The sequence below is a fragment of the Nostoc sp. JL31 genome, assembly GCF_017114965.1.
Lineage (GTDB): Bacteria > Cyanobacteriota > Cyanobacteriia > Cyanobacteriales > Nostocaceae > Nostoc > Nostoc punctiforme_A.
The window spans coordinates 60,628-79,499 of the sequence record NZ_JABXKO010000035.1 but is presented as its reverse complement, the minus strand read 5'-3'; the positions used below and the strand labels follow the sequence as shown (position 1 = coordinate 79,499).

Here is an 18,872-nt window from a genome sequence, read left to right as displayed (position 1 = left end):
CCCAGCCATACACAGATACACCCCTCTCATACGAGAAGTAGATTACCATATTTCGGTATTAGTGGGATAGGTTCAAAAGTAACTTTTGCAAGATGTCTATTGGTATCAGTTTGAATTTTTGTGGACAGCTAATAGGCTGTTATTAGAATATTTGCAAGAATCCAGAAAAATAGCAATAGCAAAATAAATTATTTATAAAATTTTCCATTCAGTACCTAAAGTATTATAAAGCACTAATAATCTGTAATCCTTGCTTGTCAACGATTACTATGAAAGCACTTTGCTTTCATAAAAATTGCAGTTGACTGTTATGAAAACAAAGTAAAAATTGAGCTACTGATTAATTAAATCTTCTGCTATTGCCTCAATTAAATGAGCTAGAAGAGCAAAACGCCTTAGATTTTGACCGGGATGTTATTTGCTTAACAGAACCGTATTGACTTATCGGCCGAGAAAATCGGTGTCTTTTTTATCCCTTAAGGTATTAATTATTCTTGTCCTCTCACAACAAGTGACCGTACAGTTAATACTCCCATTGCAAACCATCTCTAAATTTTTAATTTTCAATGAAGATGTATTGAAATTAACTACGATTTTGAGCAAATAGGTCAGAATTAGAGAAATAAATTTTAGAGTCAATGCCCTTTCATATAAACATTGTGAAAATGCGGCATAATTTGTTGTGAAATTTGTCTTTTAAGATAATTTAAGAGCTAATAAGGTAACTATAAATTGTAAGTAATAATACTTTTTTGAAACATATCAAAGCTTTAACATCCTTGAGTGGTGTTGTAGCTATATCAATTTTCATACATCTAGAATTGTTGATTTTTTCATACATAATTTAGGCAAGAGCATAACTTCATTTAGTCAGTGACATCTGATGTTTTATATGTAAATACCAATATCAACTACTTTGCGAAATCATTAAGATGTTAATTAATAATGCAGTAATTCTTAATAATAAAGCTTTTTGTAAGTTTATTTTTACTTCATAAGATATGAAACCAATAACTAATTTATTGACTCAAAACAAACATAATTTACTCACATCAAAGGGTGAAATTTCATTACCAGAAAATAACTTAGAACGAGATAATTTAACATTACCTATTTTGAAAACATCCGAAAAAGACCTACTAATCGAGTGGAATCATACTCAAACTGATTATCCTCAGCAAGCCTGTATTCATCAGTTGTTTGAAGCACAAGTAGAGAAAACACCTGATGCTGTAGCACTAAATTTTAATAATCAGCATCTCACCTATCAAGATTTGAATAGTCGTGCTAATCAACTAGCCAAACATCTACAATCACTAGGGGTAGGAACAGAAATTCTTGTAGGAATCTGCATAGAGCGCTCCTTAGAAATGGTTGTAGCACTCTTAGCTATCCTTAAAACAGGTGGAGCTTATGTACCATTAGATCCAGGGTATCCACAAGAACGTTTAGCTTTCATGCTGTCAGATACCCAGGTATCTGTACTATTAACTCAAAAAGAACTAGTTGCCAAATTACCTACTCACACAGCATTTGTAATTTGCCTAGACACAGATTGGAACACAATTGCCCAAAATAAAAAAGATAACCTAAGCACTAGTGTCACTGCTGATAACTTGGCTTATGTCATGTATACATCAGGTTCTACAGGTACACCCAAAGGTGTTAGCGTTATCCATCGTGGTGTAGTTAGGTTAGTCAAAGAAACTAATTATGCTCAACTCACGTCTGAAGAAGTAATTCTGCAACTAGCTCCTATTTCCTTCGATGCTTCCACTTTTGAAATTTGGGGTTGCTTACTTAATGGTGGGCGATTAGTAATCTATCCTCCTAATACACCATCTTTAGAAGAATTAGGGCAGATTATTCAGCAATACCAAATTACTACTCTTTGGCTGACAGCCGGTTTATTTCAGCTGATAGTGGATGAAAAAATTGATGCTTTAAAATCCTTGCGTCAACTTTTAGCGGGTGGTGATGTCTTATCTGTTCCCCATGTGCAGAAGTTTCTCCAAACAGTAGAGAACTGTCAACTAATTAATGGTTATGGACCAACGGAGAATACAACTTTTACCTGCTGTCATCCTATAAAAGCGCCACTGCAACCTCATGTTTCGATTCCTATTGGTCGCCCAATTGCTAACACCCAAGTTTATATATTAGATCAAAACCTCCAATCAGTATCAATTGGAGAAGCTGGTGAATTGTACATTGGTGGTGATGGATTAGCTAGAGGCTATTTGAACCGCCCTGAGCTAACTACCGAAAAATTTATTACTCACTCATTTGATAACAATTTAGCAACCCGCCTTTACAAAACGGGAGATTTAGCTCGTTATCTTCCAGATGGAAATATTGAGTTTTTAGGCCGTATTGACAATCAGGTAAAAATTCGTGGTTTCCGAATTGAACTAGGGGAAATTGAGCGAGAAATTGCACAACATCCTGACGTTCGGGAAATTGTCGTTTTAGCTCGTCAGGATGAAGTAGGTGAAAAACAGTTGACAGCTTATATTGTTCCTCACTATAACAGCGGATACACGCACAATAAATTACGTGGTTTCTTACAACAGCGACTACCTAATTACATGGTGCCATCGGCATTTGTGATGTTAGAATCACTGCCTTTAACTGCAAATGGCAAAGTAGATAGACATAAATTGCCAGTCCCAAGTAGAGAACGTCCACAACTGGAACAAGCGTACATTGCTCCCCAAAGCGATTTAGAACGTCTGCTTGTAGGTATTTTATCCGAACTGCTCAAAATCGATCGCGTTGGGATTGATGATAATTTCTTTGATTTGGGAGCAACTTCAATCTCAATTCTCCAAGTTGCTGCGCGAATAAAACAGGAACTTGGTATTGAGCTACCTGCTGTGAAGCTATTTCAGTATTCAACAATTGGCTCTTTAGCAAACTATTTGGATTCAAACCAGAACAGCCAACCGTCTTCTGACAAGCTGCAAAATCGCGCCCAACGCCAACAAGCAGCTCGTGCTCGTCGCCGTAATCATCAACAAGGTGTTTAAGCAATGGTAAATATGCAAGCATCCGATAACCAAGATCCTAGTGATGGTGTTGCCATTATTGGCATGGTAGGAAGATTTCCTGGCGCTGGAAATGTCGATGAATTTTGGCGCAATCTGTGCGAGGGATTAGAATCAACAACTTTCTTTCAAGATGAAGAACTAGATCCTAGTATCGATCCGAACCTTTGCAAAGATCCTAGCTATGTAAAAGCTAGAGGGATAATTCCTGCGGGAGAAACCTTTGATGCCGCTTTCTTTGGCATTAATCCGCTAGAAGCTGTGGTTATGGACCCACAGGCGAGAGTTTTCCTAGAGTTGGTTTATGAAGCCCTAGAAAATGCGGGTTATGAATCAGAGTCTTTTGAGGGTTTGATTGGTTTGTACGCTGGTTGCGGTCAAAATACTTATTTTGCTAACCATATTGCTGGTCAGATGGAAATTGTCGATCGCATCGGTGAGTTCCAAACGATGTTAGCCAATGAAAAAGACTTTTTAACCACCCGTGCTGCTTACAAACTCAACCTCAAAGGCCCAGCCGTCAGCGTCAATACAGCCTGTTCCACTTCTTTAGTAGCAGTCATTCAGGCTTGCCAAGCTTTAACCAGCTATCAGTGCGATTTGGCTTTGTCTGGTGGTGTATCTATGACTACACCTCAAAATAGCGGTTATATAGCTCAAGAAGGCAGTATGCTCTCTGGAGATGGGCATTGTCGTCCCTTTGATGTCAGCGCTCAGGGCACAATGTTCAACAATGGCGCAGGAGTGGTTGTCCTCAAGCGCTTAGAAGATGCACTCAATGATGGCGATCGCATCTATGCTGTAATTCGTGGTTCTGGTATTAATAATGACGGCGCTGATAAGGTGAGCTTTACGGCTCCCAGCGTGGACGGACAAGCAGAGGCCATTGCAATGGCGCAAGCTTACGCTAACTTTCACCCAGAAACCATCTCTTATATTGAAGCTCACGGCACAGCTACACCTTTAGGTGACCCAATTGAAATTGAAGCGCTGACGCAAGCATTCCGGGTGCATACAGATGCTAAACAATTTTGTGCGATCGGCTCTCTTAAAAGCAATGTCGGACATTTAGTTGCGGCTGCTGGAGTAGCAGGGTTAATTAAAACCGCTCTCGCTCTACATTATAAAAAGATCCCACCTAGTTTAAATTTTGAGGCTCCCAATCCCAAGATTGACCTTGCCAACAGCCCCTTCTATGTAAACACCAAACTAGCTGAATGGTCGGAGGGTGAAACTCCGCGACGAGCAGGTGTGAGTTCTTTTGGTGTCGGCGGGACTAATGCTCATATTGTGCTAGAAGAAGCGCCACAAATCCAAAGTTCCGGATCTTCGCGTCCACAGCAGCTATTGTTGCTCTCGGCAAAAACTAGTAAAGCTTTAGAGGCTGCAACAGCAAATTTGCAGCAACATTTGCAGTATAATGCCGAAATTAACTTAGCTGATGTAGCCTATACTTTACAGCGAGGGCGCAAAGCTTTTAACTACCGACGCAGTATAGTTTGTCACGATATCACAGATGCGATCGCAGCCCTCCAATCTTTAGATCCAAATCAAGTAAATACCCGTCATATAGAAATCCGCAATCCAGCCGTTGTCTTCATGTTCCCTGGACAAGGATCGCAATATGTGAACATGGGACTGAATCTCTACAACCGCGAACCTGTATTTCAGGAAGCAGTAGATGAATGTGCTGAAATCCTTAAGCCTTTACTGGGCAGGGATTTACGAGAAATCATGTATCCAGCACCGAGCGATGCCTACGGCGGGCTACGCCTACGCGAAACTGCGACTATCTCCTTGCGGCAAACCTGCTTTACCCAGCCAGCATTATTTGTTATTGAATATGCTTTAGCGCAACTGTGGCAAAGTTGGGGAGTCAAGCCCCAAGGCATGATTGGCCACAGTATTGGTGAATTTGTCGCTGCTTGTATAGCGGGTGTATTTTCCTTAGAAGATGCGCTGATGTTGGTTGCAACTCGCGGTCGCTTAATGTGGGAGTTACCAGCAGGGGCTATGCTCTCAGTGCGTTTACCAGCCAAAGAGGTAGAGCCGCGATTGAGTGCAGAACTAGCGATCGCTGCAATTAATGGCCCTTCCCTGTGTGTAGTTTCTGGCCCCACAGAGGCGATCGCGACTCTGCAAAAACAATTAGAAAGCGAAGAAGTTATCTGTCGCCATTTACACACTTCCCACGCTTTCCACTCCCCAATGATGGATAGCATCATTCACCCCTTTGCAGAGGTAGTTGGGAAAGTTAAATTATCGCCACCCCAAATTCCCTTTGTATCCACAGTTACCGCCGATTGGATTACAGCCCAGCAAGCAACAGATCCGATGTATTGGGCTACACATCTGCGTCAGACTGTGCGATTTGCAGAGGGCGTACAAACCTTATGGCAGCAGCCAGAACGCTTACTGTTAGAGGTGGGGCCACGAATCACAACTACAACCCTAGCTCGCCAACAAGCAAAAGATATTAAACAACAGATAGCGATTCCTTCTCTGGGTGATAACGCCGAAAACGAAGCCGAATGGACGGCATTACTCAAGGCAGTAGGACAACTGTGGCTAGCAGGAGTATCTATTGACTGGAGCAACTTCTATCAAAGGGAAACGCGACAACGAATTCCTCTTCCTACCTATCCCTTTGAACGCCAACGCTTCTGGATTGATCCTCCACCTCATCCCAATCGCGCAGCAACTCCCAAACTTCCAAATCCCCAGTTATTAGAAAAGACCCAAACTATGACAACATCCCCTCAGCAAAAACTTATTCCTCTGCTCAAAGAAATTATCGAAGAAACATCAGGATTGGAAATTGCTAGTGTTGACGACTCGACAACATTTTTAGAAATGGGATTAGATTCCTTATCTCTAACGCAAGTCGGGTTAGCTTTGAAGAAAAAATTTAAAGTTAAGGTAACACTTAGGCAGCTACTAGAAATTTGCCCAAACTTAGTAACGTTGGCTGACTTGATCAATCAAGCCTTGTCTCCCGAAGCTTTATCTGCACTAGGATTAACAGAAACCGTTGCAGACCCCATTCCAGAAGCACCATTGCCAGAACCTGCACCTGCAAACACATCACCCACTTTGCTAGTGCATGAAGTTCATAGAAATGGATCAAATGGATCTACACCTCAGATTTCCCTGCAACCTGCTGCATCTAATAGCGTCTTAGAAGGTGTGATTAATCAGCAGCTACAAATTATGAGCCAGCAATTGGCGCTATTGGGTAATAGCAGTCAATCTGTAACAGTCCCAGTTGTACCTGCGGCGACATCTCAAAATAATGGTGTCAAGCCACAAAACGCTGTATCTATCCCCCCAACCCAAACCAGCAAAGAATCACAAGTATCTGTAGATACCGAGTCAAATGGTGCTAAAAAGGCATTCGGTGCGGCTGCTCGAATTGAAAAGACCCAGACTAAAACTCTCACAGCGCAACAACGCACTTATTTAGACAAAATTATCCAAAGATATACAAAACGGACTCAAAAATCCAAAGAATATACCCAATCTCATCGCCCTTATTTGGCAGACCCAAGAACTGTTTCTGGATTTAACCCGACGATGAAAGAGATGGTTTATCCCATCGTGGTGTCTCGTTCATCTGGTTCTAAACTTTGGGATGTTGATGGCAATGAATATGTCGATTTAAGCAATGGCTTTGGCTTGAATTTGTTTGGTTGGTCGCCACCTTTCATTACCGAAGCAATTGAAGCACAACTCAAACTCGGCATGGAAATTGGGCCGCAAACTCCCTTAGTTGGAGAAGTGGCAAAGCTGATGTGTGAGTTGACTAACTTTGACCGAGCAGCCTTTTGCAACACAGGTTCGGAAGCGGTGCTGGGAGCGATGCGGATGGCACGTACTATCACAGGGCGTAACTTGATTGCCATCTTTTCTGGAGCTTATCACGGTATCTTGGATGAAGTAATTGTTCGGGGTACAAAGAAACTCCGGTCAATTCCTGCTGCTCCTGGTATCCCACCGGAAATGGTAGAGAACATTTTGGTAGTGGACTACGATTCGCCTGAGTCTCTAGAAATCCTCAGAAGTCGGGCTGATGAGTTAGCAGCAGTGATGGTAGAATCTGTGCAAAGCCGTCGCCCTGAATACCAGCCTAAAGAATTCCTCCAGCAATTGCGTGATTTCACGGAAGATGCTGGTATTGCCCTGATTTTTGATGAAATCGTTACCGGATTTAGAATTCATCCAGGTGGCGCTCAAGCGCATTTCGGTATCAAGGCAGACATAGCAACCTACGGCAAGATTGTAGGCGGTGGACTACCAATTGGAGTCATTGCTGGCAAATCACAATATATGGATGCTTTGGACGGTGGATTTTGGCAGTTTGGCGATGATTCTGTTCCAGAGGTCGGCGTGACTTACTTTGCCGGTACTTTTGTCCGCCATCCTTTAGCACTAGCAGCCGCCAAAGCAGTACTTCAGCATTTAAAACAGAGTGGTCCCAGCTTGCAGCAAAATCTCAATGCCAGAACCGATAAGTTTGTAGCGGAACTCATGGGCTATTTCCAGCAAGTTCAGGCTCCGTTTACAGCTTATAATTTCGGCTCCCTCTTCATGGTGAAGTCTTTATCAGAGTTTCCCTACGGAGATTTACTTTTTTACTTGCTGCGGGATAAGGGAGTGCATACTTGGGATCACCGTCCTTGCTTCTTGACGACAGCCCATTCCGAAGCCGATCTGGCTGTCGTAATGGCAGCCTTTAAAGAAAGTATTGCCGAAATGCAGTCTGCTGGCTTCTTGTCTGCACCGCCCATAGAAGTAACAAACCGCGAAGTTACCAATAACAGTTTACGTAATCGTCCTCCGCAACCTGATGCCAAATTAGGACGAGATCCCCAAGGAAACCCCGCTTGGTATATCCCCGATACCGAGCGTCCTGGGAAATATTTACAAGTCGCAAGTGTTTCTTGAAGTGCTTTCAAAAATCAAGTGCATAGAAAGTGTAGTAAGCGTTAGTAATTTTTGCAAATAGTAAATACTCATCCATTTTTGTATGTCAGTTGATAATCTACTTGAACCGAGTTCTATTAAGTCCGATCCGAAGCTTCCTGAACAAATCATTGAAACCGATTTTTCAAACTTTCGGGAAAACTTCAACTCTTCTCACTTCATGTTTTCGCATAACCTTGCAGGACATCCTTTATTTGAGATCCCCCGCTTAGTTGAGCTTGCAAATACTATGCTCAGTCAGGGTAGAACAAATAAAATCCAGTCTTATATCAGCAAAGTTCCTGTTGAGCAAAAGTGGAATCAGCGACCTGGAATCAAGGACATTAACGAGGCGATCGCACATATTGGGGAATCGGATTCTTGGGTCATGCTTGAAGATGTTCAAGTAGACCCAGAATATGCTGCCTTGGTCAACCAGATTATAACTGAACTCGAAACGCTTACAGGTAAACCCCTTCGGAAGCAGATGACGTGGTTAGGTGCTTACATCTTTATTGGTTCCCCAAATTCTATTACACCTTACCATATCGATAGTGAGTTGAATTTCCTGTTTCAAATTCAGGGCGAAAAAGATATGAGCCTCTTCAATCAAAGTGATCGTTCTGTACTGAGCGAAGAGGAGATTGAAAAATTTTATGTAGGCGACCTGAACGTAGCAAATTATAGAGAGGATAATCAGAGTAAAGCAAGGGTTTACCATTTGCAACCAGGTAAGGGACTCCATCATCCGATATTGGCACCCCATTGGGCTAAAAATGGTAATAATGTCTCTGTGGCTTTAAGTATCCTCTTTTATCTGCGACCTTACGATCTCAAAGCCAGAACATATCAAGTCAACAGCTACTTACGCAGACTGGGATTAAAACCTACTCCACCAGATAAATCTGCTTTGAAAGATCGGCTCAAAATTTTTGCTCTGGGTCTTCTATCCGATCGCCAACCGAAAAGTAAATTTATGATACTGCGCTCTGGTGTATTAAGACTCAAATCTCTTGAGGGAAAGTTAAAACAATTTATCAACAATATTATCAAAAAAATCTAATTTTTCTCCAAAGACTAATTATTAATTAGCCTGAATATTGAATCGTGTTTTATAGCAATTCTAAATTATTTGTAAAATCTTTTTTTTAGACACTTCGCGTAGCTTGTTTTTATACAATACTCAGTACTTGTTACATCCTTTATGTAGCCGACATAAATCAATTACGCGTTTAGTTTTAAAAATAATTTTTACAATTTAAATAGGATTGCTATAGATAGAAAATAAAACCAAAAATATCAATGTATAAACATATCAAATCGCTCACTTCTTTACGCGGTATTGCAGCCTTAGTTGTTGTTATACACCATTTTTCTTACTACGGTTTACCAAAAACAGGTTCAACTTTATCAGCCTACAGTAATTTTTTTAAAAATGGATATCTATGGGTTGACTTTTTCTTTATTCTGAGTGGTTTTATCATGACCCACGTTTATGCAGATGCTTTTTATTTAAAAGTAAGCTTAAATAACTATAAATCATATTTATTCTCGCGTTTTTCTAGAATTTATCCTCTACATATATTTATTATTTCTCTGTTTATTGGATTAGAAATTATCAAAATACTCTTCCTAAATACTTCTGCTTTCACTGGTAAGTTTAACTTAACTGCTCTTTTTGCCAATATTTTTCTTCTCCAAGCATTCGATCTAAAATGCCCACCTTTATTATGGTGTAGTACCTATTGGAATGAGCCAGCTTGGTCAATCAGTGTAGAGTTTTTTATTTACTGTATTTTTCCATTTTTATTATTATTTTTATTAAAAAACGATAGTAAAGATGATTTGATAATTTATAGCTTTACTCTCTTTAGCATCTTACTACTAATAACCTTTACCCGTGGCAATTTAGATACTATTATTGGCATCCCTTCAATAGCTAGATGCGGGCTAGAATGCATACTTGGTATTATAACTTACAAAATTTACCGCAGAGGTAATTATAAAAAGTATTTAAATCTTAATTTACTGGCAATGATAGCTATAACTTGGATAATTATGATTATGCATTACTACTGGGATCATTTTCGTAACCTTCATGATTGGCTAATTTTACCGGCTTTTTCTTTACTTATTTTAGCTGTCTCCATCAAGAATAATAGTGTGATATCAAAATTTTTAAATTCAGGCTTAATGCTATATATCGGGACTATATCTTACTCAATTTATATGGTTCATTGGTTTTTTCAAGAATTGTTAAAAGTCTTCTGGTTTTATAAATTTCACGATGTTTTTGGCAAAGGATTCACAGAATATCAAGCATTGACATCTTTAGGAGTATTTCTTATGATTATTTTATTGACTGCATCATTGACATATAGATTTGTAGAAGTTCCTATGCGTAATTATTTAAAATCTACAATCTTGAGCAAGCAATGTATTTAAAGTCAGTAATTTAAAAAAGATTGAGATTTAACCACATTCAATAAACTGAGAAAATAAGAGAGTTTTATGACCTTATCACCTGTAAATTACCAATCGACATTAACTGCGGTTGATTTTGATCCATTTGCAGATGGAGAATTACTTCTAACCGCTCCTGCTACAGAATCACAAAAAGAAATTTGGGCTTCTGTACAAATGGGTGATACTGCTAATTGTGCTTATAATGAGTCTCAATCTCTGCGACTAAAAGGCAAACTTGATGTCAAACTTTTCCAATCTGCGGTGGAAAAGTTAGTACAACGTCATGAAGCACTACGGACAACTTTTAGTACCGATGGCAATACACTCTGCATTGTTGCTTCTCGGCAAATTGAGATTCCTATTATTGAACTGTCTAACCTAGAACCACAGGAACAACAGGAAAAATTAGCTAGGATCTTGCGACAAGAGGTAGAGCAACCTTTTGATTTGGAACATGGGCCTCTATTTCGGGCAAAAATTGTCAAATTGCAGCCGCAGGAGCATCTAGCTATTTTGACAGCCCATCATATTATTTGTGATGGTTGGTCTTGGGCAGTACTGATGCCAGATTTGGGTAAACTTTATTCTGGCTTGCAACAGGGTATTGTTCCTGAATTAGAAGAACCAGACTACTTAAGTGAATATGCGATTTTGCAGGAAGAAGAGGCAAATAGTCCAGAAGCGATCGCTACAGAACAATACTGGTTACAACAATTCGCTGACTCTGTACCTATACTGGATTTCCCTAGCGATCGCCCCCGTCCCCCACTCAGAACCTTTAACGCCGCCCGCGAAGATTGGCATTTAAGCCCCGAATTAGTTACCAACCTGAAACAACTAGGAACAAAACTTGGTTGTAGCTTTATGACTACAATTCTGGGAGGATTCGAGGTCTGGCTGCACCGTCTGACAGGACAAAACGATTTAGTTGTAGGTATTCCAGCCGCCGGACAAGCTGCTTTGGGGCAATATAATCTCGTCGGTCATTGTGTAAATTTACTACCGTTGCGTAGCCAGATTGATGGCGAAAAATCTTTCAGCGACTACTTGCAAACGCGGCGCTCGGCTGTCTTAGATGCTTATGACCATCAACAATTTACCTTTGGTAGCCTGGTCAAAAAATTAGTATTGCCACGGGATTCTAGTCGCATTCCCTTAGTACCAATTATATTTAATGTCGATCAAGCCTTAGACAGCGATCGACTTCCCTTTATCGGGTTAGAGGTAGAATTTTTCTCCAATCCCCGCGCATTCGAGAATTTTGAACTGTTTATCAATGCTACGGAATCGCATGGTGAACTTATTCTGGAATGCCAGTACAACACTAATCTATTTGACGCTGACACTATCCGCCGCCGGATGGCAGAGTTTGAAACTTTGTTATTAGGCATAGTTGCTAACCCTAATCAAATTATTGCTAAATTGCCAATTTTGCCAGCAGTTGAGCAACAGTTATTAGCAACATGGAACAATACTCAAACAGCTTATCCCCAAGATATCTGCATTCACCAGCTGTTTGAAACTCAAGTCGAGAAGACTCCAGATGCGATCGCTGTAATTTTTGAAGATCAACAAATTAGCTACCGCGAACTGAATCAGCGAGCCAATCAGCTAGCCCATTATCTCCAAAGCTTAGGAGTCGGGTCAGAAGTTCTAGTTGGTCTGTGTGTCGAGCGCAGCTTGGAAATGGTTGTAGGAGTTTTAGGCATTCTCAAAGCCGGAGGAGCCTACGTACCATTAGATTATGCCTATCCTGAAGAACGTTTAGCTTTCATGCTGCAAGATGCTCAGGTGTCAGTGCTACTAACCCAGGAGAAGCTAAAGTCAGGGCTACCCAACCATCAAGCAAAGATTATTTGTCTTGATAGCAACTGGCAGTCCATAGATTACGGGTTAGATAACCCAACACATAACATCACTTCCAATAACTTAGCCTACGTCATTTATACATCTGGCTCGACAGGTCAACCGAAAGGCGTTCAAATTCAACATCAGAGTGCTGTTAATCTCCTAAATGCGATCGCTAAAGAACCCGGTTTAACTGCTGAAGATACTCTCCTCTCTGTTACTAGCCTATCCTTTGATATTGCCGTTTCAGAAATTTTTCTACCCCTGTCTGTAGGTGCGAAGTTGGTGTTGGTGAGTCGTGAAGTTGCGGCTGACGGCACACAACTGTTAAAAACGCTAACCACCTCCGGGGCAACCTTTATGCAACCGACACCAGTTACTTGGCGGCTATTAGTGGCAGCCGGATGGCAAGGTAGTCCTCAACTGAAGATGATTTCCACAGGTGAAGCCTTACCTAGAGACCTCGCCAATCAATTATTACCGAAGGGAGCTTGTCTGTGGAACCTGTACGGACCTACAGAAACAACGATTTGGTCAACAGGTTACAAGGTGACAACGGCAAATAAAGCAATAGGCATTGGTTGCCCTCTAGCTAATACGCAAATCTACATTTTAGACTCTCATTTAGAACCCGTTCCCATTGGTATATCAGGTGAGTTGTATATTGGTGGCGAAGGACTAGCAAGAGGATATCTGAATCGTCCCGAACTGACTGCTGAAAGATTTATTTCTAATCCCTTCAGCCCAAACCCGAAATCGCGCTTATACAAAACTGGAGATTTAGCTCGTTATTTACCAGATGGACATATTGAATACTTGGGTCGTATCGACTATCAGGTAAAACTGCGTGGTTTCCGCATAGAATTGGGTGAAATTGAAACCGCACTCCTGCAACATCCAGAAGTAAAAGAAGCCGTTGTCATTGTTCGAGAAGACACTCCTAACGAGACTAGTCTAGTAGGTTATATTGTTGCCGAAACTGGTCAAGATAGCTTGCAAGTGATTTCGCAATTGCGTCGATTCTTGAAACAACAACTTCCTGACTTTATGGTGCCAACGATCTTTATGGCACTAGAAGCTATGCCGTTAACCCCCAATGGCAAAGTCGATCGCAAGGCATTGCCAGAACCAGATGCTTCCCGCCCGGAACTGGAGGCAAATTATGTAGCACCTCGCACTCCCATTGAGCAGCAGATTGCAGATATCTGGGCGCAGGTTCTTAATGTCAAGCAGGTTGGGATTAACGATAACTTTTTTGAATTGGGTGGATATTCTCTACTAGGAATTCAAGTGGTTTCTCGAGTGCGCCAAGCCTTGCAAGCAGAAATTTTGATGTCCAATTTATTTGAATTACCAACGGTAGCGGATTTAGCTGAACGAGTGGAAACTCTGCGGTGGGCAACCCAAGGTGTTCAGGCTGCTGAGAGTGAAACAGCTGATGATTACGAGGAAGGTGAGCTATGAAAACATTAGATGAACTACTATCTGAGCTACGTCAGCGCGATGTCAAACTTTGGCTAGAGGGCGAACGCTTACGCTATCGGGCCGCAAAAGATAGTCTCACACCAGAATTGCTGACCGAGTTAAAAACTCAAAAAGCCGAAATCATCAACTTTCTCCGACAAATTAACACAGCCGCCAGTTCACAGATTCCCCCAATTGTCGCTTTTGAACGGAATGGTAACTTGCCGCTTTCCTTTGGTCAGCAACGGATATGGTTCCTCCATCAGTTTGAACCTGATAGTTCCTCAAATAATATGCCGGTTGTGGTGCGTTTCACGGGGAATCTGAATGTTGCTGTCTTAGAGGAAAGTTTAAGAGAAGTCGTCCGTCGCCATGAAGTTCTGCGGACAACTTTTCCAGCAGTGAATGGCAAGCCCACTCAAGTAATTGCCACCGATGTTTCCTTGATACTGCCAATAATTGACTTGCGGCAAGTACCAGATGAACAACGAGAGGCGGAAGCTCACCTACTGGCAACTAAAGAAGCTCATCAACCCTTTGATTTAGGCAATGGGCCAATTTTGCGGGTGTTACTGCTGCGCTTAAGCGATCGCGAACATCTGCTGATCTGGAATATGCACTGCATAGTTTGTGATGGTGCTTCATCCGATCTGTTCTATCAAGACCTCACTACTATCTATAAAGCATTATCAACAGGTCAGGTTTCTCCTTTAACTCCCTTACCAGTGCAGTATGCTGATTTTACGAATTGGCAATATCAATGGCTCCAGGGAGAGGTTTTAGAGTCACAGGTAAATTACTGGAAGCAAAAGCTAGAAGGCAATTTACCCATCATTGAGTTACCTTACGATCGCCCCCGTCCTCAAGGAGTGCAAACCTATCGAGGCGATCGCGCTGCCCTGCTGCTATCAAAGGCGCTGAACCATGCCCTGACAGACATGAGTCAAAAATGGGGTGTCACCCTGTTCATGACTCTACTGGCAGCATTCGAGCTATTGCTCTACCGTTATTCTGGACAAGAAGACCTACTAATTAACTTTGCAAGTGCAGGTCGAGGACAAGTTGAAACCGAGGGGCTGATTGGATTTTTTTCTAATACTCTTGTACTGCGGAGTAGCTTTGCAGGCAATCCAACTTTCCGAGAATTATTAGACCGAGTGCGTAAGGATTGTTTAGAGGCTTATACCCATCAAGACCTACCCTTTGAAAAGCTAATTGAAGAACTTAAACCAGAACAGCGAAATCGCAATAGTTCACCCCTGTTTCAAGTAAAATTCTCCCTCAATCCTCCTTGGTCGAATGGTCGTGGCATGGCATCAATGCAACTACCTGATTTGACTATCACTTCTCTATTTGGCTACATCTATCATGGCAAAACCAAATACGATCTAACATTGGTTCTGCGGGAACAGGATAATGGTCTGGGCATGGTATTTGATTATAATGCCGAGATGTTTGATGCCAGTACAATAGAGCGGATGTTGGGACACTTCAAAACTTTGCTCGAAGGTATTGTTGCTAATCCCGATCGGCCGATATCTGAATTACCCCTGTTGACAGCAGGTGAACAACATCAAGTGTTGTTTGATTGGGATGGCAAACAGACTGATTATCCTCAAAATACTTGTATCCATCAATGGTTTGAGGCTCAAGCTAAACGAACTCCAGATAATATTGCAGTAAGTTTTGAGAATCAGCAACTAACCTATCAGGAACTCAACCAGCGTGCAAATCAACTAGCCCACTATTTGCAAACTCTAGGGGTAAGATCGCGGGTACTCGTCGGTCTTGATCTAGAGCCTTCCCTGGAGATGATTGTGGGGCTGTTGGGTATTTTGAAAGCCGGGGGCACTTACGTATCGATCGCTCCGACATCTGGGCAAGATGATTTGGCTTTCATTTTAGAAGATACCCAAATATCTTTGGTATTAACCCAAAGCTCATTGGTTGAAAAACTCTCTGAGCATCAGGCACAAGTTATCTGTTTGGATAGTGATTGGCAAGATATCGCTCTACACGTGATCGAAAATCCAATCTGTTACACCACAGAGCAGACTCTTGCCTGTGTGATGTATGTGTCCGGCTCCAAGGGAAAACCCAACGGTATAGCTATTACCCACCGTAATCTCGTCACCCACAGCCTAGCAATTAGCGAAACTTGGGGGTTGAGCCAGAGCGATCGCCTATTACTCATACTTAGTATCAGTTGCAATAATTTAATTGAATCACTTTTCCCCTGTTGGATTGCTGGTGCTACCGCAATTCTTCAGTCTCAAGAGCTACAAAACTCGACGACGCAGTTTTTCCCATTCATTGCTCAACAACAGATAAGCGTTGTCAATTTACCTACTGCTTTTTGGTATGAGTTAATTAAAGAGCCATCTGTATCTCCCCAAACTTTGCCAGCCAGCTTGCGCTTAGTCATGGTTGGTGGTGAAAAACTCTCATGTCAAGCTTATCTAACTTGGGTAGAAAAAGTTGGTAAGCGAGTACGTTGGCTGAATGCTTATGGATCGCTAGAAACAACTTTAACCGCCACGGTTTACGATCCAAAGACTGCCACTGAAGCCAATAACACTCGGTCAGAAATTCCCATAGGAAAAGCGATCGCCAATACCCAAATCTACATTCTCGATCGGCGATCGCAACTCCTCCCTATTGGCGTAACTGGTGAAATCTACATCAGCGGTATCGGTGTTACACAAGGCTACTTTAACCGTCTTGAATTAACATCTGAGAAATTTATCCCCAATCCCTTTAGCAGCGAATCTGGGGCATACCTTTACAGAACTGGTGATTTAGGACGCTACTTAAGTGACGGTAATATTGAGTTTCTGGGCCGCTTAGACAATCAGGTAAAAATTCGCGGCTTTCGCATTGAGTTGGCTGAAATTGAAACAATTTTGGGTCAATATCCAGGCGTACAAAAAACTGTGGTGATTGCCAAAGAAGATGTTCTTGGGGATAAAACTTTAGTTGCTTATGTTGTTCCCAAACAAGGAGAAACTTTTGGGAGTGAGCAACTGCTGAGTTTTCTCCAGCAAAAGTTACCTGAATATTTGTTGCCTTCTGCCTTTTTCATAGTCGATTCTCTGCCATTGAATGCTAATGGTCAAGTTGATCGCCAAGCCTTATCTGCGCTGAATCCAAATAATTCTAAAATCGAAAAAACATTTGCCACAGCAGAAGATCCATTACAATTTCAGTTAACTAAAATCTGGGAAACCCTTTTAGGTATTCATCCTATTGGCATAAAAGACAACTTTTTTGATTTGGGTGGAAACTCACTACTTGCAGTACACCTGTTTTCTCAGATTGAAAAGATATTTGGCTTAAATCTGCCCTTAGCTATTCTCTTGCAATCTTCAACCATTGAGCAATTAACTAATATTATTCGCCAGCAAGGGTTTTCGCCAGAAAGCCATAATCAGGTTGAGAGTAGTACTAGTACCAACTCAGGAAAATCGATAGCTTGGTCATCACTAGTACCAATGCAGCCCAACGGTTCCAAGCCACCTATATTTTGTATCCATGCAATTGGTTTAAGTGTTCTCTACTACCGAGATTTATCACTTCATTTGGGTGAAAATCAACCATTTTATGCACTACAAGCACGAGGATTAAGTGGGAAAGAAGCTCCCTTTACCAAGCTTGCAGAAATGGCGGCTCATTACATCAAAGAGATACAAACTATTCAACCTGAAGGTCCTTATTTTTTGGGTGGCTCTTCCTTTGGCGGATTAGTAGCTTGGGAAATGGCTCAACAACTCGTAAGGCAAGGTCAAAAAGTACCTCTGTTAGCTTTATTTGATACCACTGGCCCAAATTATATTAAACAAGCGCCATTAGAAAAGCGAGTTTCTCAGCATTGGGACAACCTGACAAAACTTGGGACTAATTACGTGCTTGAGCAAATCAGGAACAAAAGCTCTTGGCTGAAGTATAAACTTCAAGAAAAGTTCCGAAAATTGATCTTTAAGTTTTCCTTAAGAATTTGGCGGACTGTACCTTATAACTACCGGAAATTAACAATCGAAGAAGCCAATAAACAGGCAGCCAAAGAATACGTTCTAAAAGCTTATCCAGGTCGAGTCACTGTATTCCGAGCAGAAGAGCGCTTTGCATTGGAAAAACGAGAGGTTGACCCCCAAATGGGTTGGAGTGAAATGGTCTTAGGAGGTTTGGATATTCAAAATGTCCCAGGAAACCACGACTCTATTTTTAGAGAACCCCATGTCCGAACTCTATCTGAAAAGATGAGGGCTTGTATAGATCGAGCTATTGTAGACATCTAAAATCGATCTAACTAGTTTGCACAAATAGTTATAGCTTTCAGCCTCATCTCGCTTTCGGGATGGGGTTGTTTTATTGAAACAGAATTCAGGAGTCAGGAGCCAGAATGGGCTAAACTTTAGCTATCCGCTAACAGAATGAATTTTGAACTTCATAGTGGATGAATCCAGGGGTTTAATACCCCCACTAAATCTGCATATTTAGTGGTGAAACAAAACAGTTGCGGGTCTGAATCCCCCACTGATTCATTCTGACTCCTGAATTCTGACTTCTGAGTTTTTCTTCAATTGCAGTTCATAACTTCAAGTGGCCGCTTGATAGATGTGTAAATGCGATCGCCAATAAAGCCCTGTGCGTGGGCGTGTTGGAGGCATTGACTTGGCGTTGGACAACCAAGGTACTGCAAATTATACCGCTGCTTTCGGGCCGAATTCTTTGTTTGCGCCATTTATTATTGTAGATGGTAAACCCGATGCAATTCTCAATAGCAATGTTGATAGGAATGTTTACTTTGCATTTTTGGGTGCTAACTCAGATAAGGTAGATCACATTCGACTGTTGGGAAATAACACCTTTGGTTTTGAATATTTAGTCAATGGTGGTGATAAAGATTACAACAATGTGATTGTACAGGTAAATTTGAGTGTCAATCTTGCCTAGATGAAAGGCGAGTAATTACTTAGCAAAATCATACAACCTCGTCCCGGTTGCGGAGTGAGGTTATTTTATGCATAGCGATTACATGGACTCGCTATTAATTAAACTAGTAAATTTACTGAAGGCAGTTATTAT

At 41.4% G+C, this 18,872-nt stretch carries 6 protein-coding genes and 1 pseudogene; all 7 read left to right on the top strand.

What is annotated here, in order from left to right; translation table 11 throughout:
• Positions 1 to 1,001: 1,001 nt before the first annotated feature.
• Complete coding sequence (locus HWQ43_RS07720) at positions 1,002 to 3,029, top strand: non-ribosomal peptide synthetase (protein WP_292731873.1); 2,028 nt, start codon at positions 1,002 to 1,004, stop codon at positions 3,027 to 3,029.
• A 3-nt stretch (positions 3,030 to 3,032) separates the two neighbouring features.
• Positions 3,033 to 7,991 (top strand): type I polyketide synthase, encoded by a 4,959-nt coding sequence (locus tag HWQ43_RS07715; protein ID WP_292731871.1) that lies wholly within the window; start codon positions 3,033 to 3,035, stop codon positions 7,989 to 7,991.
• An 82-nt stretch (positions 7,992 to 8,073) separates the two neighbouring features.
• Entirely contained in the window at positions 8,074 to 9,072 is a 999-nt protein-coding gene (locus tag HWQ43_RS07710) for a cupin-like domain-containing protein (RefSeq protein ID WP_292731869.1), read from the top strand.
• 239 nt (positions 9,073 to 9,311) lie between these two features.
• A complete protein-coding gene (locus tag HWQ43_RS07705) occupies positions 9,312 to 10,454 on the top strand; it encodes an acyltransferase (protein ID WP_292731867.1) in 1,143 nt (380 codons plus the stop codon).
• A gap of 66 nt (positions 10,455 to 10,520) precedes the next feature.
• On the top strand, positions 10,521 to 13,787 hold the full coding sequence (locus HWQ43_RS07700; protein WP_292731865.1) for an amino acid adenylation domain-containing protein: 3,267 nt from the start codon (positions 10,521 to 10,523) through the stop codon (positions 13,785 to 13,787).
• Positions 13,784 to 18,082, top strand: coding sequence for an amino acid adenylation domain-containing protein (locus tag HWQ43_RS07695; protein ID WP_292731863.1), 4,299 nt, complete (start codon positions 13,784 to 13,786; stop codon positions 18,080 to 18,082). The genes HWQ43_RS07700 and HWQ43_RS07695 overlap by 4 nt, the downstream gene beginning before the upstream one ends.
• Before the next feature lie 349 nt (positions 18,083 to 18,431).
• Positions 18,432 to 18,740 (top strand): annotated as a pseudogene (locus HWQ43_RS07690) (DUF4114 domain-containing protein); the annotation flags it as partial.
• Positions 18,741 to 18,872 lie beyond the last annotated feature (132 nt).

Coding starts and splice junctions, on each gene's coding strand:
- HWQ43_RS07720 (WP_292731873.1), top strand. CDS start 1,002: ATGAAACCAATAACTAATTTATTGACTCAAAACAAACATAATTTACTC.
- HWQ43_RS07715 (WP_292731871.1), top strand. CDS start 3,033: ATGGTAAATATGCAAGCATCCGATAACCAAGATCCTAGTGATGGTGTT.
- HWQ43_RS07710 (WP_292731869.1), top strand. CDS start 8,074: ATGTCAGTTGATAATCTACTTGAACCGAGTTCTATTAAGTCCGATCCG.
- HWQ43_RS07705 (WP_292731867.1), top strand. CDS start 9,312: ATGTATAAACATATCAAATCGCTCACTTCTTTACGCGGTATTGCAGCC.
- HWQ43_RS07700 (WP_292731865.1), top strand. CDS start 10,521: ATGACCTTATCACCTGTAAATTACCAATCGACATTAACTGCGGTTGAT.
- HWQ43_RS07695 (WP_292731863.1), top strand. CDS start 13,784: ATGAAAACATTAGATGAACTACTATCTGAGCTACGTCAGCGCGATGTC.